The sequence below is a fragment of the Bradyrhizobium sp. genome (assembly GCF_004799445.1).
Classification (GTDB): domain Bacteria; phylum Pseudomonadota; class Alphaproteobacteria; order Rhizobiales; family Xanthobacteraceae; genus Bradyrhizobium.
In genome coordinates this window covers 1-14,272 of the sequence record NZ_SSNA01000055.1, presented here as the reverse complement: position 1 = coordinate 14,272, position 14,272 = coordinate 1, and the positions used below count along the sequence as shown (strand labels likewise).

The following is a 14,272-nucleotide window of genomic DNA, read 5'->3' as shown; positions in this document are numbered from 1 at the left end:
CTCGCCGGGCGTTTTCGGTTTCGAGGCCGCTGATGGTTCGCAGCACTGACCTTCAGCCATGCCCCTTGAGCTTGAAGATCACCGGCAAGGTGAAATTCAATCCCTCGTCGGCCACCGTCGGCGGAGGCTGCGGCACCGGATCGGATCGTCGGACCATCGCCAGCGCCGCCTCGTCGAAAGCCGTATCGCCCGACCCCTTGACGATGCTCGCCGACAGCACATGGCCCATCCGATCCAGCGCGAAACTGACCACGATCTCGGCGCTCTTCTGCGAGCGCTCCGCGGGGTAGCGCTTGTGCCGGTCGAGATGGGCGATCAGTTCCTTCTGCCATGTGGCGCGCAGGCGCTGGGCGCTTGCTCCGGTGCCCTGCGCGGGCGCCACCGAACGCGGCCCCTCCGGGATGGCTTCGGAGCTGGGCGTCGCGGTTGCCTCGGCGGCGACCGACTCCATCGAGGCGGAAGTCTGCACCTCGGCGACCTTTGAATCGTCTTCTTTCGGCTTGGTCGGGCTGTTCGGCGCCACCACGCGATCGGGATCGTCGGTTTCGGTCGGAACGTCCTTCGGAAGCTCGGTCTCCTTGACCTCGGCCTTCTGTTCGGCGAGCGCGGGCGAGGCCACCGAAGCCTCCGCGTCCGGACCCGCAGGCAGATCGGTCGGCTCGAGATGCGGCGCGGTCATTTCGAGCCCGATCTCGATCGCCGGCGTGCCGAACGTATCGTCGGGTTCGTCGGTCCGCAGATGCGCCACCGCCAGCGCCGCACCGCCGACATGCAGCACGACCGCGCCCACTGCGGCGATCATCCACAGCCGCAGCGAAGGTCTTGGTTCGGTGTCGAACTTGGGCATCGCGATTTGAGGATCCAGCACTTCTTAGTCTAAGGCTTCGTAGTCTGCGACTTCGTAGTCTAAGTAGTCTAAGGCTTCGCAACCTAAGGCTTGGGGTTTTCGGATACCGAAGGCGGCGTCGCGGATTCCGAAACGCCTTCCAGCGCCACCAGCTTGATCTTCGCGTAGCCGCCGGCGCGCAGGATTTCCAGCACGTCCATCAGTTCACCATAGGGTACGGCGCGATCAGCGCGCAGGAAGATAAATCGGTCCTTGCTGGCGTCCGCCATCGCATCGAGCGAGCGCACCAGATCGACGCGCTTGACCGCGGTTTCTCCGATCGCCACCGCAAGATCCGGCTTGATGCTGACATAGGTCGGCTTGTCCGGCTTCTTCTGCGGGGTCGCAGTCGAGGTCGGAAGATCGACCGGAAGGTCGACGGTCGACAACGGCGCCGCCACCATGAAGATGATCAGCAGGACCAGGATGACGTCGATGAAAGGCGTGACGTTGATCTCGTGGGTTTCCGCGAAATCGCCGTCGTCATCAATCTCCGTATCCGTGATCGAGGCTCCCATCGTCTACTCCGCGGCGCGTGAGTGCGTGCTGCCGTGGGTGCGATCGAGGTCGCGCGACAGCAATCGTGCCGCGGCGCCCGACGACCGCCCGACCTGCTCGAGATAGCCCTTCGTCAGCCGCGCGAAATGATTGTAAATGATCACCGCCGGAATGGCCGCCACCAGGCCCATCGCGGTCGCCAGCAGCGCTTCGGCAATGCCGGGGGCGACGACGGCGAGATTGGTCGTCTGCGATTTCGAAATGCCGATAAAGCTGTTCATGATGCCCCACACCGTGCCGAACAGCCCGACGAACGGCGATGTCGCGCCGATGGTTGCAAGCAGTCCCATGCCGAGCCGGATCCGGCGCGCTTCCGCGCGCACGATCTCGGCAAAGCTCGATGCCGCCCGCTCCTTGATGCCGGCGTCGCTGGAAATTCCCGCCGACAGCCGCGCCTCGCGCATCGCCGCCGCCAGCAACAACGACAATACGCTTTCCTTTGCTCCCAACGCGAATTGCGCATCCGCCAGCGATCTTGCATCGCTGATTTTGCCGAGCGCGGCACGCAGACTGCGCTGAACCAGCGAAAGCTCGATCATTTTTGCGAAGAAAATGGTCCACGTCACCAGCGAGGCAAAAGCCAGGCCGATCATCACAGCCTTCACCAGGACATCGGCCGACAGGAACATCGACCACGGCGACAATTCGCGCAGCGCCACGGTCGTCGATTTCAGAGCTCGACCGGCGTTGTCCGCTGGCGCTGCGGCCGCATCGCTCACTGCGGGCTGAGCGGGCTGAGCAACGGCCGGGGGCGGAGCAACCGCCTGCGCCGGAACAGACTGTGATGGAGACGGCAGCGGCGCCTGCGGCGGGGCCGGCACCATCTTTTGTTGCGCGAGCGAAGGCTGCGCCATCGACAGCATCGACAGCGCGAAGATCAGGCCCTGGATCGCTCGAAAACGTGATGTGGACATGGTTGGGCTCAGCCGCAGAAGGATAAAGAGTTGTGACAGATACCGGTCAATTTGACCGTTTCAGGGTCAGCCCCTGAATTGCGCGATCAAGAAGACGATCAGGCCGCGGACGCAGGCATTCCGTAACACGCTCCGTGTCGCGAAAAAAGGCGCAACGCCCGGTGCAACACCACATCGAAATGATTCTAAACGGACAGTTTGAAACCGTTCTAATCAGTCATCCATGTCGATGTGCGGAGTTTCCGCCGGATCACAGACTTGCGTTCGACCTGGTCTCAACGTTTGACCGATCTTAATGAAGTGATCGCCGGTCTCGGCAGCGCAACCGCATCGCAGGACGATTTCAACACGCGCTGACCAACCTGCAATGAGCCGCCGGGTCGCCGCCTCACTTCGCCGCGACACTGCCGGAAGGCTCGGCGAAGGCCTTGATCCGCTCCTTGATGTCCCGAAGCGTCTTGAGGCTGGTTTCGATGGCCGCGGCCGGAACGTCCCGCAGCACATCGGTGGCAATGCCGTCGCGCAGGCTGTCGAGATCATCGGCGAGCTGGCGTCCGCTCGCGGTGAGGAACAGGCGGTTGGCCCGGCGATCCCTGGGGTCGTGCCGGCGCTCGACAAGGCCATGTTCGACCAGCCGGTCGAGCAGGCGCACCAGCGAGATCGGTTGCAGCTCGAGCACATCCGCCAGATCCACCTGGGACAACCCCTCCTGATCGCGCAACCGGAACAGCACAATCCACTGCGCGCGGGTCGTGCCACGGCCCTTGGCGCGATGATCGATATAGTTGCGCAAAAAGCGCGAACTTTCGACAAGTTGTGTAATTAGCTGCTTTTTCAGATCGAGAGACATGCGTTCCATGACCCCCAAGATTGCGAATTGTTTAGGGTTTCTCAAGCCATAGTGTGTTTACACATTAAGTGCACGCATATTATATCTGGATTCTCTATGAACCCTTGGGAAGACCCGCTACTTATATTTTTTTGAATCTACGGGCCAACATGAACAAGTCGCGGACAACGCGTTGGATTTTGCTGCTGCTGGCCGTTGCCGGGCTGGGCTATTTCGGCTGGCAGCGATTTCACGGTGAGGATCAGGCGACGGCGGCGAACAATGCCCAAAAGGCTGCCCGCAGCGCGGTCCGCGTCACGATCGCCCCGGTCGAGAAGACCGACTTTCCGGTCTATCTGACCAGTTTAGGAACCGTTCAGGCTTTCAACACGGTCGTCGTGCGCTCGCGCGTCGACGGCCAGATTGACAAGATTGCCTTCAAGGAAGGACAGCTGGTCAATCAGGGCGATCTGCTCGCCCAGATCGATCCCCGGCCGTACCAGGCCGCGCTCGACCAGGCCAAGGCCAAGAAGGAGCAGGACGAGGCCAATCTGGCCAATATCAATCTGGATCTGCAGCGCTTTATCAAGCTCGGCGAGTTCGCGACCAAGCAGCAGCTGGACACCCAGCGCTCGAGCGTCCAGCAATTGACCGCCCAGATCGCGGCCGACGCCGCCGCCATCTACAACGCCCAGACCCAGCTCGACTATACCACGATCAAGGCACCGATCTCCGGCGTCGTCGGCCTGCGCCAGGTCGACGTCGGCAACATTGTCAACGCCGCGACGCAAACCGGCATTGTCACGATCGCCCAGATCGAGCCGATTGCCGTTATTTTTACCGCGCCCGAAGAGCAATTGCCCTATATTAATGAGGCGCAGGCGGTTCAGCCGCTCAAGACCATCGCGATCACGACCGACGGCAAGAAACCGTTGGCGCAAGGAACACTGGCAGTAGTCAACAATCAGGTCGACTCCACCAGCGGCACCATCCGCCTCAAGGCCGTGTTCGAGAACAAGGACCATGCATTGTGGCCGGGTCAATCAGTCTCGACTCGGCTCCTGGTGCAGAAGCTCAAGGACGCCACCGTGGTTCCAGACGACGCGATCCAGCACGGCACCGACGGCCTCTATGCTTTTGTCGTCAATCAGGACAGCAAGGCTGAGCTGCGCAAGATCAAGGTCAGCCAATCGATCGACGGACGCTCGGTGATCGAGCAAGGCTTGTCACCCGGACAGCAGGTTATCACGTCGGGCCACTTCAAGGTTCAGAATGGTACCCTCGTCAGCACGGCTGTGGCGAGTTCGGATCCAGCCCAACCCAAGGTCCGCCAGGAATGAGCGAGGGGATTTCAGCACCCTTTATTCGCTATCCCATCGGCACCTCGCTGATGATGGCCGGTATTCTCTTTGTCGGCCTCGTCGCCTATCCGCTGCTGCCGGTGGCGCCGCTGCCGCAGGTGGACTTCCCGACCATCCAGATCACCGCTCAATTGCCGGGCGCCAGCCCTGAAACCATGGCATCGTCCGTGGCGCAGCCACTCGAGCGGCAATTCGCGCAGATTCCCGGCATCGCCCAGATGACTTCGACGAGTTATCTGGGAACCGCCGCCGTCACCATCCAGTTCGACCTCAACCGCAACATCGATGGCGCCGCCAACGACGTCCTCGCCGCCATCAACGCCGCCGGCGGCCAGTTGCCCAAGAACCTTCCCTCGCCCCCGACCTACCGCAAGGTCAACCCGGCGGACTCGCCGATCCTGCTATTGGGGGCAACCTCGGACACGTTGCCGCTGACGACCGTCAGCGACTCCGTCGACGCCCAGCTGGCCCAGCAGATCAGCCAGATTTCCGGCGTGGCGCAGGTTATTATCGGCGGCCAGCAGAAACCGTCGATCCGCGTCCAGGTCGATCCGGCGAAACTGGTCGCCAAGGGCCTGTCGCTCGAGGACGTGCGTAACCAGATTGCGATCACGACGGTCGACAGTCCGAAGGGCAACATCGACGGCGAGAAGCGCGCCTTCACGATCTACGCCAACGACCAGATGCTGGACTCGAAGGACTGGAACGACGTCATCATCGCTTACCGCAATGGCGGTCCTTTGCGGATTCGCGACATCGGCCAGGCCGTGACGGGGCCGGAAGATGCCAAGCAGGCCGCCTGGGCCAATGGCAAGCGCGGCGTGTTCCTGGTGGTCTACAAGCAGCCCGGCGCCAACGTCATCGAAACCGTCGACAAGATCAAGTCGCTGCTGCCGAGGCTGGTGGCCGCGATTCCGGCCTCAATCAAGGTCGAAGTCATCAGCGATCGCACCCTGACCATTCGCGCCGCCGTCGAGGACGTGCAGTTTACGCTGCTCCTGACCATCGCCCTCGTCGTCATGGTCATCTTCGTCTTCCTGCGCAATTTCTGGGCGACTGTAATTCCAGCCGTGACCGTGCCTCTGGCACTGCTGGGCGCCTGCGCGCTGATGTGGGTATTCGGCTACACGCTCGACAATCTTTCGTTGATGGCGTTGACGATCGCGGTCGGATTCGTCGTCGACGACGCCATCGTGATGCTGGAGAATATCACCCGTTACATCGAGGAAGGCGAGAAGCCGCTTGCCGCTGCGTTCAAGGGCTCCCGTGAAATCGGGTTCACGATCATGTCGATCAGCATTTCGCTGGTCGCCGTGCTGATTCCGCTTCTGCTGATGGGTGGCATCATCGGGCGCCTGTTCCGCGAATTCGCGGTGACGCTGGCGATGACGATCTTCGTCTCGATGGTGGTCTCGCTGACGCTGACGCCGATGATGGCATCACGCTTCCTGCGCTCGCATAGTGAGGCCCCCAAGCACGGCCGGTTCTACCAGTGGAGCGAGCGCGGTTTTGACGCGATGCTGCACGCCTATGAACGCGGTCTCGACGTTGCCATGCGCTGGCGACGGACGACGCTGGTCATTTTCTTTGCTACGCTGGGATTGTCGGTCTATCTCTTTGTCATCATTCCCAAGGGTTTCTTCCCTCAGCAAGACATCGGCCTGATCACCGCTACAACCGAAGCCAATCAGGACATTTCCTTTGCCGAGATGAAGCGGCGGCAGGAGGCTCTTGGCGCGATCGCGCAGGCGGACCCCGCCGTCGCGTCCACGGCAATGGTGATCGGCGGCAACGGCAGGGCCGGCAATAACGGCAGCGTGTTCATCACCCTGAAACCGCTCAGCGAACGCGATGCCTCGGCGCAACAGGTCATCACCCGCCTGCGTCCCAAGCTTGAAAAGGTAGAGGGGGCCCGCCTGTATATGCAAGCGGCGCAGGACGTACGGCTCGGTGGCCGGCCGACCCGGACGCAGTTCGAATTCACGCTGCAGGATGCCAATCTTGAAGAACTGAACGAGTGGGCGCCCAAGGTCCTGGCCAGGATGCAGACGCTGCCAGAGCTGCGCGACGTCGCCACCGACCAGCAGACGAAGGGAACGACGCTGCAACTGAAGATCAATCGCGACACCGCGTCGCGCTACGGCATCCAGCCGCAATTGATCGACGACACGCTTTACGACGCGTTCGGGCAGCGGCAAGTGACCCAGTATTTCACCCAACTCAACAGCTACCACGTAATTCTGGAAATCCTGCCCGAGTTGCAGGGCAACTTCGACACCCTCGACAAGCTTTATGTCAAATCGCCTACGACCGGCGATCAGGTTCCGTTGTCGGCATTCGCGAGCTGGACCAGTGTGCCGGTCCGTGCACTCTCGATCAGCCACCAGGGACAATTCCCAGCCATTACGATCAGCTTCAACCTCGCGCAGAACGCAGCCCTCGGGCAAGCGACCGATGCCGTGCAAAAGGCGATGGCCGATCTCGGCACGCCTGCGACGCTCAGTTCGAGCTTCCAGGGTACCGCGCAGGCATTCCAGCAGTCGCTCGGCACCGTACCGCTCTTGATTCTGGCGGCGCTCGTGGTCGTTTACCTGATCCTCGGCATTCTCTATGAAAGCTACATTCATCCGCTGACCATTCTGTCGACGCTGCCCTCCGCAGGCGTTGGCGCGCTGGCGATCCTGATGGCGTTTGGATACGACTTCAGCCTGATCGCATTGATCGGCATCATCCTGCTGATCGGCATCGTCAAGAAGAACGGAATCATGATGGTCGATTTCGCGATCTCGGCCGAGCGCGACGAGCATCTCTCCCCGGAGCAGTCGATCCGGAAGGCTGCCCTGCTGCGGTTCCGCCCGATCATGATGACGACCATGGCGGCCATGCTCGGCGGCGTGCCGCTGATGCTGGGAACCGGTACCGGATCGGAAATCCGCCAGCCGCTCGGCTACGCAATGGTCGGCGGCCTGTTGGTCAGCCAGGCGCTCACCTTGTTCACGACGCCCGTCGTGTACCTCTATCTCGACAAGCTTTCGGTGGCCTTTTCAAACTGGGGCCGCTCGAAGGACGACGATGACGGTCATATTGCCGAGCACGGCGCCGTCAAAGAAGCGGCCGAGTGACTTGACTTTGATCGCCTGCCGCCGCATCGGGGGAGATGTTCCCCGGAGGTTGATCTGTGAAAATAACCCTGAAATTGGCGATTCTCGCTGCCATCGCGTCCTTCGGACCGATCGGGTTCAGCCTTGCCCAGCAGGCGCCCAAGTCCAAGGGCCAGCCCCAGGCGACGCCAGCACCGGCGCCCGCGCCCTCGCCATCCGGCGCTGCCCCGGCAGCCCCTCCGGCCTCGCCCGGCTGGGCCGCGCACTGCAACAGCGTGAGCCGCGATGCCGCGCTCGAATGCACCATCGAACAGAACGCGATCCTCACCAAGACCGGACAAGTCCTGGTCCTTGTCGTCATTCGCGTGCCGGGCGATAGCCGCGCACCGCTCGCACTCGTGCAGTTGCCGCTGGGACTCAATCTGCAGACCGGCGCGAAATTCCAGGTCGATGACGGCAAGGTGGTCGACCTGCCGATCCAGACCTGTGAAAACCGAGGCTGCTACGCCAGCACTGCGGTCACCCCCGAACTGCTGACCGCCCTCAAATCCGGAAAGCAGTTGAAGGTGTCGTTCCAGGACCTCGCCAAGGAAACCATCACGATCCCAATGCCGCTCAATGACTTCGCCGCCGCATACGACAAGATAAAATAGCTGGACGGGATCGCAGTCACCCTGCCGGCTGGTCGCGCTGCGGGCGTCAGCCGGTGCCGAGATAGGCCTTCTGCACCTGCGGATCGTTGGCGAGATTGGCTGCGGTACCCGACAAGACGCTCTTGCCGACTTGCAGCACAGTCGCGAAATCCGAAACTTCGAGCGCGAGCTCGATGGATTGCTCTGCGAGCAGGATCGTCAACCCTTCCTGGTGCAGCCGGCCGAAAGTCTCGTACATCGATTCGACCACGGCCGGCGCCAGGCCCAGCGACGGCTCGTCCAGCATCAGGAGTTTCGGGTCGCTCATCAGGGCGCGACCGACCGCCAGCATCTGCCGTTCGCCGCCGGACATGGTGCCGGCGCGCTGGCCGCGCCGCTCCGCAAGCTTCGGAAAAATTTCGTAGACGCGCTCAAGCAGCGCCGCCGCGCGCGCCTTGTCGCGCAGCGGGGTCGCTCCCAGCCTGAGGTTATTCTCAACGCTTTGCTGCACGAACAACCGCCAGCCTTCCGGCGACAAGGCTAGACCCTTGCGCACGATCGAAAACGCGCTCTGGCCGCCGATCTCCTGCCCGCGAAATCCGATGCTACCGGAATGCACCGGGATCAGGCCGGCGACGGCGTTGAGAACCGTGGTCTTGCCGCCGCCATTGGAGCCGAGCAGCGCGACGACGCTGCCCTCGGGCACATCGAGGGAGACATCGGAGACGCCGATCAGGTCGCCATAGCGAACTTCCAGATGCTCGATTTTGAGCAAGGGGACGGTCATGTCGCGGGTCCGCCCATCAGCTCGATCGGGGTGTGGCCAGCGGCGGCCTTGGCAGCGCGCTTGCCGAGATAGGCTTCGATGACAGCCGGGTTGCCTGTCACCTCGCTCGGGCTGCCGCGCGCGATCTCGCGGCCCTGGTGAAACACCACGACCCGGGTCGCCAGCGACATGATGACTTCCATGATGTGTTCGACAATAACGAGGGTAATGCCGGAGCGATGAATGTCGCGCACAAGATCGATGGCGAGCTGCACTTCGCGCTGGGTCAGGCCTGCCATCGCTTCATCAAGCAGCAAAACCCTGGGCTCGGTGGCAAGCGCCCGCGCGATTTCAAGACGCTTGCGGCCCGGCGTGCCCAGGGATCGCGCCGGCGCATCCGCGAGCCTTGCCATGCCGACACGCTCCAGCACGGCACGCGCGCGCGTCTCGGCCTCGGACCTTCGGGAAGTGCGAAGAAACGCGCCGATCATCACGTTCTCCAGCACCGACATGCCCTCGAACGTCTGCGGCACCTGGAAGGTACGTGCAAGCCCGATCTGCGCGCGGGCTTCGGGCGTCAGATTGGTGATGTCGCGGCCTTCGAACAGGACCGTTCCGGAAGTCGACAACAGATCACCGGTCAGACAATTGAAGAAGGTGGATTTACCGGCACCGTTCGGCCCGATCAGGCCGAGGATGTCGCCCTGCTCCAGCGTGACCGAGGCCGCGTCGACGGCCTTGAAGCTGCCAAAAGCCTTGGTGACCTCGCGGGCTTCAAGGAGCACGTTAAGCTCCCCTCGCCGCTTCGGTTTTCGGCATCCTGCCGTTTCGTTTCGCCCAAACGCGATTGATCAGAGTCAGAATGCCGCCGGGCTGAAACCGCGCGATCAGCACGATCATCGCGCCGTACAGAACAAAGGTCAGGCCGGCGCCTTTGCCGCCCAACAGATTGTTGGAGATCTCTTCCAGCGGCACCAGGATCGCAGCGCCTACCAGCGGCCCGAACAGCAGGCCGGCGCCGCCGAGCGCGGCCATGATCAGGATTTTCACCGAGATCAGGATGCCAAGGCCGGACTCCGGATCGACAAATCCAAACATCATCGCGTACAGCGCGCCGGCGACGCTGGTCAGACCGGCGCTCAGCATAAAGGCATAAAGCTTGGTGCGGCTTGCGGGAGCGCCCAGCGAACGCGCCGCGCGTTCGGAGTCGCGGATGGCGCGAAGGTAAAATCCCATCCGGCTATTGACCATCCACCAGGTGATGCCAAGCGTGATCGCGAGGATCGTCAGAAACAGGTAATAATACGGCAACGCCGATATGAACGAGAGGTCGAAGACGTTGCGCGGCACGGTCGGACCGCTCAGCCCGACGGCGGCACCGAGATAGTCGGTGTTGGTGACAATCAACCTGACGAGTTCAGCCACCGCGATCGTGGCCATGCTGAAATAGTGTCCCGACAGCCGCAACGTCGGCACGCCGACGACAGCCGATATCGCAACGCTCACGACGATGCCGACCGGAATGCCCACCAGCGGCGATAATCCGAAATGGGCGTAAGCGCCCATCGCGGCGTAGGCGCCGCAACCGAAGAACACGACATGCCCCACCGACACCTGGCCGGCATAGCCACCGACGACGTTCCAGGCCGATGCTGCGATCGCATACAACAGCACCAGCGCGCCGAGCCGCTGCTGGAACGGCGTCGACAGCACCAGCGGATAGGCGACGACCAGCGCCAGCGCCACCGAAAGCCAAAGCCAGCGCCGCATCACATCTTGCCCATCAGGCCCTGCGGCCTGAACCAGAGGAAGCCGAGGAACAGGGAATACACCACCATGTCCTTGTAGACGGCGCCGATCAGGTACGCCGACAGCGACTCGATGACCCCGATCAGGAGCCCCGCCACCAGCGCGCCGGGCACGCTGCCGAAACCGCCCAGCGACACCGTGACGAAGGCAACGATGCCCAAGGTCTCGCCGACGGTCGGCACGATGTAAAAGAATGTCGCGATCAGCGCGCCGGCAAGACCCGTTGCTCCCGCGGCGATCGCCCAGGCAATGGCCTGCATGGTGTCCGGCCGGATACCCATCAGCTGCGCGGCGGTCGAATCCTCGGCGACTGCCAGCATTTTCGATCCCAGCGAGGTACGCGTCAAAAGCAGGTGCAACCCGAGCGTCACCAGCAGCGCGACCACGCCGGCAAGCAAGCGCGAAGCCTGGATTCTCAGGCCCACGATATCGAACGTGCCGCCGACAAGATTTTCCGGCAATGACAGGAAGTTGGCCCCGAACCACCAGAATACAGAATAGCGCAAAAGAAGCGCGAGCCCGAAGGTGCCAAGGATCTGGGCCAGCATCGGCCCTTTCATGATGTCACGGATCAGTCCGAAGTAGACCACGACGCCGAGTGTCGCCAGCACCAGCGCGGCAATCGGCGCGCCGGCCCACGGCCCCGCGCCGAACAGCGTCCAGACCACGAACGCCACGTACATGCCGAGCATCACGAAATCGCCGTGGGCGAAGTTGACGATGTTCATCATGCCCCAGACCAGCGTGAGGCCCGAGGAAAACAACGCATAGACGGCGCCGAGGAGCAGGCCACCGACAATCACCTGAACGAGGATGGAGGACATGGTGCCGTGATTCTTTTCGATGGCGACGCGACCGATCAGGTTAGGTCGCATCGATCGTCATTGCGAGGAGCGAAACGGCGAAGCAAACCATCTTTCCCGGGGTTGGCATGGATTGCTTCGCTTGCGCTCGCAATGACGGCAAGACTGGAAAGCGCGGGACCAACTACCCCGCGCTCGATACCTTACCAGCCCTTGTAAGGCAGAACAGGTGCCTTCCCGGCGCTGGCCTTCGGCCAGACCGCGACATAATTCTCGCCGTCCTGCAACTGAATGATGAGGCCGGCCGCCAGCATGTTCTGGCCCTTTTCGTCGAACTTGACGCCCTTATAGCCCATCATCAACTGATCGGGCTTGAGGTCCGTGGCCTTCAGCGCCGCCTGGATCTTGGCAGGCTCGGTCGAACCCGCGCGATCGATGGCTTCACACAGCACGAAGAACGCCTGCATCGCCCGCGCGGCGGTATCGTCCAAGTCGTCACCGCTCTTCTTTTTATACATCTCGGCAATCAGGGCGGTCGGCGAACCGGGCGGGCCGACGCTCCATGACGAGCGGTTGAAGGCGCCTTGCGAGATTTTGCCGACCGCCTTGATGAAGGATGGATCGGAGTATCCGGAATCATCGGCGATGATCATCGGCGGCTTGTAGTCGAGCGACTGCATGGTCTTCTGATAGAGAATCGCGTCCGACGTGTAGGCAATCATGATCACGACGTCGGGCTTCTTCTCCTTGAGCTGCAAAACCTGGCTCTGCACATCCGTCGCATTGGAAGTGTAGGCGATATCGAGCGCGATGGTCTGGCCCCTCTCCTTGAACACGCTTGCGATCACGCTCGCGACCGAGGTGCCGTATTCCGTAGTGTCATGGACGATCGCGACGTTGTCGGTCTTGGCACCCGCTGCCTTCATATCGGCAAGGAACTCGAAAAAGATCCTGGCGAAATCGGCTGCGACCGGCGTGACGCGAAAGAACCATTTGAAGCCGCGCTCGGTCAGGTTGGCGGCCACCGACTCGCCGTTGACGAAAGGTATTCCGTATTTTTCAGCAATCGCGCTTGCCGTCAGTGTGACGCCGGACTGATAGGCGCCGGTGATCGCCACCACCTTCTCTTCGGTGATCAACCGCAAGGTCTGGTTCTGTCCGGTGGCCGGGCTGCCCTGATTGTCGGCGAACACCGCCTCGACCTTGGCGCCGCCGAGCCCTGCGAAGCCTGCGCTCTTGGCAAGCGGGAAATTGCCGAACTCCGGGTGCGCATTGTTGATGATATCCATCGCGACTTCGATCGCGGCCTTGGCATGGACGCCGGCGCTGGCAGAGCCGCCGCTCAGTGGAAATACCGCACCGACCTTGACGGTCTTTTCCTGCGCGAACGCATGATCCGCCGGCAAAACGCAAATCGCGGCGGCGCAAAGCAGCCCGAGGAAATGCTTGGATATCATGTCTGATTGTCTCCGAGACGCGTCACCCCTTAGCCAGGCTCTTAAGGCCGGAATGAGCGAGGCGTTGCCGCCCGCTCTTCCCTTATTTTTTGGCGCTTTCAGCATGGCATGCCCGGTTGGCCGGGGCAAGTTTGCGTGACCGCCTTGCGCGTCTCCGTTGCGCGACCATCATGCGGCTGAAGGCGCCACCTCTGTCGCTGCCTTCTGCACGTCAGCCTTGACCCCGACATAGACGGTGTTGCTCGCCTCGTGCTCCCCGCGCAAATTGTCGAAGGTCACAACATGCGCCGCCGACGTCGCGAAAGTCTCGGCCAGCACCTGCTCAAACGCGTGGTCCGGCGGGTCGTTCGACCAGAGCGCGAAAACGCCGCCGGGATGCAGATGCGTCGCGAGCCGGGCAAGCCCTTCGGGCTGGTACAGCGCGGCATGGCGCGGATGCAGCAGGTTTCGCGGCGAATGGTCGATATCCACCAGCACCGCGTCGAAGCGGCGCCCCGGTCTGTCGGAATCGAATCCGGCGGCGGCATCCGACATCGCGAAGAAGTCGCCATGGAGCAAGCGGCAACGTGGATCACCGGTGAGCGGCTTGCCGAGCGGCAACAATTCCTGTTCGTGCCATTCGATCACCTCGGCCAGCGCGTCAATCACGATCAGCGATCGGACCTTCGGATTTTCGAGCACGGCGAGCGCGGTGTAGCCGAGTCCGAGGCCGCCGACCACGACGTCGAGCCCGTCGCGATCAACGGCGTCCAATCCGAGGCGCGCCAGCGCGATCTCGGCGGCGGTGAACTGGCTCGACATCAAGAAGGCATCGTCGAGTTTGATCTCGTAGATGTCGCCCCCCGACGTGAGCGACCTGCGGCGGCGCAGGCTGAGCGTGCCCATCGCGGTGGGGCGGAAATCGAGCTCCTCGAAATTCACGCTCATGGGATGATCGACCTGACTGCGACAGCAAGGACACGGGCACGATGGCTGCGGACCGCCGCGGCCCGGCCAGCAGAGCAGTATCGCCCCGTGCTTGCCAAGGCCGGTTCTGAGCGGGTAGAACGGCGCACGCTTGGGAGGGATTTGCACGTCCCCCACGGGTCGTCAGCTGACAGAACATTCAACCTATTGAATCTGTTCAGTATTTTTTGGGGAATGGTGTAACGGTAGC

At 62.3% G+C, this 14,272-nt stretch carries 13 protein-coding genes; 3 read left to right on the top strand and 10 right to left on the bottom strand.

Translation table 11 applies throughout. The features are described 5' to 3' along the window. Positions 1-52: 52 nt before the first annotated feature. The 4 genes from E8A46_RS05770 to E8A46_RS05755 form a co-directional block, all read right to left on the bottom strand. Positions 53-847 (bottom strand): energy transducer TonB, encoded by a 795-nt coding sequence (locus tag E8A46_RS05770; RefSeq protein ID WP_291558595.1) that lies wholly within the window; start codon positions 845-847, stop codon positions 53-55. A gap of 83 nt (positions 848-930) precedes the next feature. Continuing rightward, entirely contained in the window at positions 931-1,404 is a 474-nt protein-coding gene (gene exbD, locus E8A46_RS05765) for a TonB system transport protein ExbD (RefSeq protein ID WP_291558593.1), read from the bottom strand. A 3-nt stretch (positions 1,405-1,407) separates the two neighbouring features. Beyond that, a complete protein-coding gene (exbB, locus tag E8A46_RS05760; protein WP_291558591.1) occupies positions 1,408-2,358 on the bottom strand; it encodes a tonB-system energizer ExbB in 951 nt (316 codons plus the stop codon). 388 nt (positions 2,359-2,746) lie between these two features. Then, entirely contained in the window at positions 2,747-3,208 is a 462-nt protein-coding gene (locus tag E8A46_RS05755; RefSeq protein WP_291558994.1) for a MarR family transcriptional regulator, read from the bottom strand. 149 nt (positions 3,209-3,357) lie between these two features. Between E8A46_RS05755 and E8A46_RS05750 the strand changes: the two genes are divergently transcribed. From E8A46_RS05750 to E8A46_RS05740, 3 genes are read left to right on the top strand one after another with little or no spacing between them, the layout of a single operon-like run. After that, positions 3,358-4,527 (top strand): efflux RND transporter periplasmic adaptor subunit, encoded by a 1,170-nt coding sequence (locus E8A46_RS05750; protein ID WP_291558570.1) that lies wholly within the window; start codon positions 3,358-3,360, stop codon positions 4,525-4,527. After that, on the top strand, positions 4,524-7,670 hold the full coding sequence (locus E8A46_RS05745; RefSeq protein ID WP_291558568.1) for an efflux RND transporter permease subunit: 3,147 nt from the start codon (positions 4,524-4,526) through the stop codon (positions 7,668-7,670). Before E8A46_RS05750 ends, E8A46_RS05745 begins: the two co-directional genes overlap by 4 nt. Positions 7,671-7,726: 56 nt before the next feature. After that, positions 7,727-8,302, top strand: coding sequence for an invasion associated locus B family protein (locus tag E8A46_RS05740; RefSeq protein WP_291558566.1), 576 nt, complete (start codon positions 7,727-7,729; stop codon positions 8,300-8,302). 46 nt (positions 8,303-8,348) lie between these two features. Here E8A46_RS05740 and E8A46_RS05735 read toward each other — a convergent pair whose 3' ends face one another. The 6 genes from E8A46_RS05735 to E8A46_RS05710 form a co-directional block, all read right to left on the bottom strand. After that, complete coding sequence (locus E8A46_RS05735; RefSeq protein WP_291558564.1) at positions 8,349-9,068, bottom strand: ABC transporter ATP-binding protein; 720 nt, start codon at positions 9,066-9,068, stop codon at positions 8,349-8,351. Then, positions 9,065-9,832 carry an ABC transporter ATP-binding protein gene (locus tag E8A46_RS05730; protein ID WP_291558562.1) on the bottom strand — a complete coding sequence of 256 codons (768 nt, stop codon included), beginning with the start codon at positions 9,830-9,832 and terminating at the stop codon, positions 9,065-9,067. The genes E8A46_RS05735 and E8A46_RS05730 overlap by 4 nt, the downstream gene beginning before the upstream one ends. A gap of 1 nt (position 9,833) precedes the next feature. Then, the gene (locus E8A46_RS05725) at positions 9,834-10,817 is read right to left on the bottom strand and encodes a branched-chain amino acid ABC transporter permease (RefSeq protein ID WP_291558560.1); all 984 of its coding nucleotides are present in this window, start codon (positions 10,815-10,817) and stop codon (positions 9,834-9,836) included. Next, positions 10,817-11,731 carry a branched-chain amino acid ABC transporter permease gene (locus tag E8A46_RS05720; RefSeq protein ID WP_291558557.1) on the bottom strand — a complete coding sequence of 305 codons (915 nt, stop codon included), beginning with the start codon at positions 11,729-11,731 and terminating at the stop codon, positions 10,817-10,819. Before E8A46_RS05720 ends, E8A46_RS05725 begins: the two co-directional genes overlap by 1 nt. A gap of 131 nt (positions 11,732-11,862) precedes the next feature. Beyond that, positions 11,863-13,116, bottom strand: coding sequence for an ABC transporter substrate-binding protein (locus E8A46_RS05715; RefSeq protein ID WP_291558555.1), 1,254 nt, complete (start codon positions 13,114-13,116; stop codon positions 11,863-11,865). Positions 13,117-13,284: 168 nt separating this feature from the next. After that, complete coding sequence (locus E8A46_RS05710) at positions 13,285-14,043, bottom strand: spermidine synthase (RefSeq protein WP_291558553.1); 759 nt, start codon at positions 14,041-14,043, stop codon at positions 13,285-13,287. Positions 14,044-14,272: the final 229 nt, after the last annotated feature.

What these genes read in the sequence shown, in the direction of transcription:
- E8A46_RS05770 (WP_291558595.1), bottom strand. Translation starts at nt 847, where the DNA reads ATGCCCAAGTTCGACACCGAACCAAGACCTTCGCTGCGGCTGTGGATG.
- exbD (WP_291558593.1), bottom strand. Translation starts at nt 1,404, where the DNA reads ATGGGAGCCTCGATCACGGATACGGAGATTGATGACGACGGCGATTTC.
- exbB (WP_291558591.1), bottom strand. Translation starts at nt 2,358, where the DNA reads ATGTCCACATCACGTTTTCGAGCGATCCAGGGCCTGATCTTCGCGCTG.
- E8A46_RS05755 (WP_291558994.1), bottom strand. Translation starts at nt 3,208, where the DNA reads ATGTCTCTCGATCTGAAAAAGCAGCTAATTACACAACTTGTCGAAAGT.
- E8A46_RS05750 (WP_291558570.1), top strand. Translation starts at nt 3,358, where the DNA reads ATGAACAAGTCGCGGACAACGCGTTGGATTTTGCTGCTGCTGGCCGTT.
- E8A46_RS05745 (WP_291558568.1), top strand. Translation starts at nt 4,524, where the DNA reads ATGAGCGAGGGGATTTCAGCACCCTTTATTCGCTATCCCATCGGCACC.
- E8A46_RS05735 (WP_291558564.1), bottom strand. Translation starts at nt 9,068, where the DNA reads ATGACCGTCCCCTTGCTCAAAATCGAGCATCTGGAAGTTCGCTATGGC.
- E8A46_RS05725 (WP_291558560.1), bottom strand. Translation starts at nt 10,817, where the DNA reads ATGCGGCGCTGGCTTTGGCTTTCGGTGGCGCTGGCGCTGGTCGTCGCC.
- E8A46_RS05720 (WP_291558557.1), bottom strand. Translation starts at nt 11,731, where the DNA reads ATGCGACCTAACCTGATCGGTCGCGTCGCCATCGAAAAGAATCACGGC.
- E8A46_RS05715 (WP_291558555.1), bottom strand. Translation starts at nt 13,116, where the DNA reads ATGATATCCAAGCATTTCCTCGGGCTGCTTTGCGCCGCCGCGATTTGC.
- E8A46_RS05710 (WP_291558553.1), bottom strand. Translation starts at nt 14,043, where the DNA reads ATGAGCGTGAATTTCGAGGAGCTCGATTTCCGCCCCACCGCGATGGGC.